Source organism: Bacillus sp. 05T31 (genome assembly GCF_056396725.1).
The window spans coordinates 1-3,795 of the sequence record NZ_JBFTMA010000635.1 but is presented as its reverse complement, the minus strand read 5'-3'; the positions used below and the strand labels follow the sequence as shown (position 1 = coordinate 3,795).

The following is a 3,795-nucleotide window of genomic DNA, read 5'->3' as shown; positions in this document are numbered from 1 at the left end:
GATTGAAAATAATGTCGGTAAAGATTTGCAGTGGATTCGTGTGAACGGGGCTGTTTGTGGTTTTATGATTGGATTAATTTTAGAAGGAATAAAAGCGATTATATGAGAAAAACCTTCCACAATTGTGGAAGGTTTCTTATTTTTCGATAACGCTCATATTTAAATTATAAGCTTTCTCAATATTTAATTTGTACGTTCCATTTCCTGTTTTTATCGAGTTTTTATACCAATGTTCTTGCYCRTTTAATTCTGGATTTTCTTCTGAAGAATTATTTTCTTTTTTCGCTAAATCTTCTACTTGTTCCCAAGGTGTGTTTCCGTGAGTTTCTTTTTGATTTGTTACGGCTGTTAAAGAAACATCACTTTCTTTAGCTAAATGAACAGATACGTTTGAACTGTTTTGTACAAACCAATTATTTTGTAATTGACCTGGATAAAGAGATAGTTCGTTATTTGAAGCGCGGATCTCTACATTTTTATTTTGCGGAAGAACGAGTGTTTGTTTCACCTGTGGTGTTGAGTTAAATAACGTATGCTGAACCGGTAATGATTTTAAAGTTATATACATCGTTTCTCCAGCTGTTTGAACTGAAAGGAAATCCTTTTGTTTTAAATTGAGTTTTTCATTTGCTTTCGTCGTCATTTCATATGTCCCAAGAAGATGAACTTGATTTGTGTTGTTTCCTTCTATTGTTAGAGGGTGATGCCCCGCATCCACTACGATTTTTTTGATAGATTCAGGTATATCAAGTTGTCCGTCTGGAATATTACTCGTTTGCCTAGTTGTGTTAATAGAATGACGAACTTCTTCTAGTAATCCAGTTGATAATAAACAGTAAAAAGCAATTCCAACACTTCCTAAAACTCCGATAAAGAAAATACTAAAAATATCATATTTAATAAATGATTGTTCCTTCTTAGAAAATAGAAGGTATAGTAAAATTTCAGCGCCAAGTATAATAAGTAAAACAGGCCACCATGCTGTTAATGTATCCAATACTTGAGTGCCTTTCATAACTGAAAATAGTAAGAAACCACCTAATGTAATAATGGAAAGCCCCATTGAGAATGTTCCAACGCGCCATGTTCTCATTCGTTTGTACCACCTTTGTTTTCTTTATTTCCAAGTAATAATTTAAAGCCGCCACCAATTAAAAGCTGTAATGTGTCAAAAAAGCTATAAAACCAAATGATTGGTACTAAAAATAAAAACGCAGAGAGTCTTAATAAATCGAGTAAATAAATGGATAGTAAAAAGGCTGCCATAAGCTGAAGACCACGGCGTTGTAAGCCTAAATACATATGTCCTGCTCCAGGGAACATCGCTAAAATAGAAGCAAATGTTTTACTTTTCTTTCCTTGTTCTCGGTGCTCTTCAAATTCTTCAAAAATAGTACGATCCACTAATTGCTCGCCGCGTTCTTTTTTCTGTAGTTGTTGAACAACATCGAAGAAATTATAAATCCATAAAACAGGTAATGTAATAAGAAAGATAAGGAAACTTCCTTGAGATGTTAAGAGTGCAACGAATATAATCATACTTCCGATTCCTGTGCAAGCGACTAAAAATGTAAGTCCGCGTTGCATAAGTCCTAATTGAAAATGACCAAGCCCAGGAATGATTGATAGAAGAATGATATAAAATCGTTCGCTTTCTTTAGAGGACTCTGTAAATTCTCCGGCTGCTGGTTTTTTCGAGTGATTAATAATAGTGATAACTAAATCTAATAAATTGATCGCCCATAACACGACTAGTAAAAATAGAGAAAGAAAAGCAATATCACGCGCTCCTAATGCTATTGTACAAAATGCTGCAAAGATAAATAGAAATAAAGCCCCTCCGCTATATAAAATAAATCGTCCGAATTTCTTTAAATATAAATGTCCAAGCCCAGGAATTAGCCCTAATACAAGTGCTAAAAAGGGATTTTTATTCATGCTTTGAACCTCCGTCCTTTTTTGATGTGTCTACCGATTTGTTTACAATTTGTTGTGAGATAGAAGACTTGTTATGTTTTGAAGATTTCTCGAAATTTGATGTCGCTGTGAAAATATACTGGAATAAACCACTTACCATAAAAATAATTGTAGCCGCAGTCGCAATTATGTAGTGAATAATTGTGCGCTTTAGTGAGTTTGTTTTTATATTTTCATTAGGCTGTAACGTTTCAAAATTAATTTGCGTCATAACTTCGTTCGTAAATGAATCATCATTTATCATTGGAAGGTTTTCATGTTGTTCATCAATACTTTCCATATAAAGTGCTAAACAATGATCACATTCATAAAGATGTTCTTCCATAGATTCACGTTCATTGTTTGATATAACATCTAATGTATAATTGCGCCAATCTTCTTTTGAATAATGCATCATAGAAACTCTTCCTCCTTCCAATGTTTTTTAATCCATTTTCTTGCCCGATACAGTTTCATTTCGACTGTTTTCACTTCRATRTTTTCYTGAAAAGCAATTTCTTGATAGCTTTTTTCTTCTAAGTAATGTGCGAGAACGACGTCACGGTAATTGTCGGGAAGTTCTCGCAGTTTTTGAGCAATGAGTAATTTTTGCTCTTTCGTCAATAATAAAGCCTCGATATTATGAGAGGATTTTATATTTTCCGCAGTTTCTTTACATAAGGAGAGTTCTTCGTTTTCTCTAGCTTTTTTTCTCTTATAATCAATAGCGTGATTGGTGGCAATACGTGCCATCCACGTTTTTAATCCGCGAAATTGATAATTTGGGAGAGAGGCGTGAATTTTTACGAATACTTCTTGTGTAACATCTTTAGCATCTTCTTCATGTCTTAAAATAGAAAAGATAACTTGAAAAATATAATGACGATATGTTTGTACAAGGATACGAAAAGCATGTTCGCTTCCTTGCTGTGCTTTTGCAACTAATTGTTTTTCCTCAATCGGTCTCTCCCTCCTTTTTGACGCATTCTATTATATAGACGTAAGAAATGATAAGTCACCCTACACATGTTATAAAAAAAGAATAATATATTTTTAGCAGGAGGGCTATATGAAAAAGGTGTGAAAAAATGGTAAAGAGAAGTATATAATGAGCAAAGAGGAAATGCTACATGGAGAAAGGATGTGAATGTTAGTAGGATAAGGTCCATACTAACAAACATGAAAATTAAAATATTAATAGCCGATGATAATTCTTTTATTAGAGAAGGTATGAAAATTATTTTAAATACATATGAAGAGTTTGAAGTATTAGATACCGTAAATGATGGAAAAGAAGCTGTAGCGTATTGTAAAAAGTATGAAGTTGATATTGCGCTTTTAGATGTTCGTATGCCAAACATGAACGGGGTAGAGGCGACGAAGTTAATTTGTGAAGAGACAAAAACGAAGCCTCTCATTTTAACGACGTTTGATGATGATGAATATATTTTGGATGCAGTAAAAAACGGAGCGAAAGGTTATTTATTAAAAAATAATGATCCGGAGCGTATTCGTGATGCGATAAAAGGAGTTTATAACGGTCAAACTGTTATGCAAGATGTAGTGCTTGATAAAATTAAGTCTAATTTAATGGAAAGTAAAGAGGAAGAATCTAAAATTGATAAGAGCCTTTTCACAGAAAGAGAGCTTAGTATTATCGCATTAATTGCGAAAGGTTTCTCAAATAAAGAAATTTCGAAGCAACTTTTCATATCTGAAGGAACGATTGCGAATTATATTACATCAGTTTTAGGGAAAACTGGACTAGAACATCGCACACAAATTGCGATTTATTACTTAACAGGGAAAGTAGATTAATGTTATGGAATTTTGGTTAAC

The 3,795-nt window shown here is 33.2% G+C and carries 6 protein-coding genes; 2 read left to right on the top strand and 4 right to left on the bottom strand.

All coding sequences use genetic code 11. The features are described 5' to 3' along the window. On the top strand, positions 1 to 106 hold a 106-nt coding region (locus AC1DJR_RS25620; protein ID WP_477003821.1), incomplete at its 5' end, for a DUF445 family protein. 30 nt (positions 107 to 136) lie between these two features. Here AC1DJR_RS25620 and exsE read toward each other — a convergent pair. The 4 genes from exsE to AC1DJR_RS25600 are packed head-to-tail and all read right to left on the bottom strand — an operon-like array spanning position 137 to position 2,811. Continuing rightward, positions 137 to 1,093, bottom strand: coding sequence for an exosporium protein ExsE (gene exsE, locus AC1DJR_RS25615; protein ID WP_477003820.1), 957 nt, complete (start codon positions 1,091 to 1,093; stop codon positions 137 to 139). Further along, positions 1,090 to 1,938, bottom strand: coding sequence for a hypothetical protein (locus tag AC1DJR_RS25610; RefSeq protein ID WP_477003819.1), 849 nt, complete (start codon positions 1,936 to 1,938; stop codon positions 1,090 to 1,092). The genes exsE and AC1DJR_RS25610 overlap by 4 nt, the downstream gene beginning before the upstream one ends. Next, positions 1,931 to 2,374, bottom strand: coding sequence for a hypothetical protein (locus AC1DJR_RS25605; RefSeq protein WP_060751557.1), 444 nt, complete (start codon positions 2,372 to 2,374; stop codon positions 1,931 to 1,933). Before AC1DJR_RS25605 ends, AC1DJR_RS25610 begins: the two co-directional genes overlap by 8 nt. Then, positions 2,371 to 2,811 (bottom strand): RNA polymerase sigma factor, encoded by a 441-nt coding sequence (locus AC1DJR_RS25600; protein WP_229178794.1) that lies wholly within the window; start codon positions 2,809 to 2,811, stop codon positions 2,371 to 2,373. Before AC1DJR_RS25600 ends, AC1DJR_RS25605 begins: the two co-directional genes overlap by 4 nt. 324 nt (positions 2,812 to 3,135) lie before the next feature. Here AC1DJR_RS25600 and AC1DJR_RS25595 point away from each other — a divergent pair, with 324 nt between their 5' ends. Continuing rightward, the gene (locus AC1DJR_RS25595; protein WP_002012250.1) at positions 3,136 to 3,774 is read left to right on the top strand and encodes a response regulator transcription factor; all 639 of its coding nucleotides are present in this window, start codon (positions 3,136 to 3,138) and stop codon (positions 3,772 to 3,774) included. Positions 3,775 to 3,795: the final 21 nt, after the last annotated feature.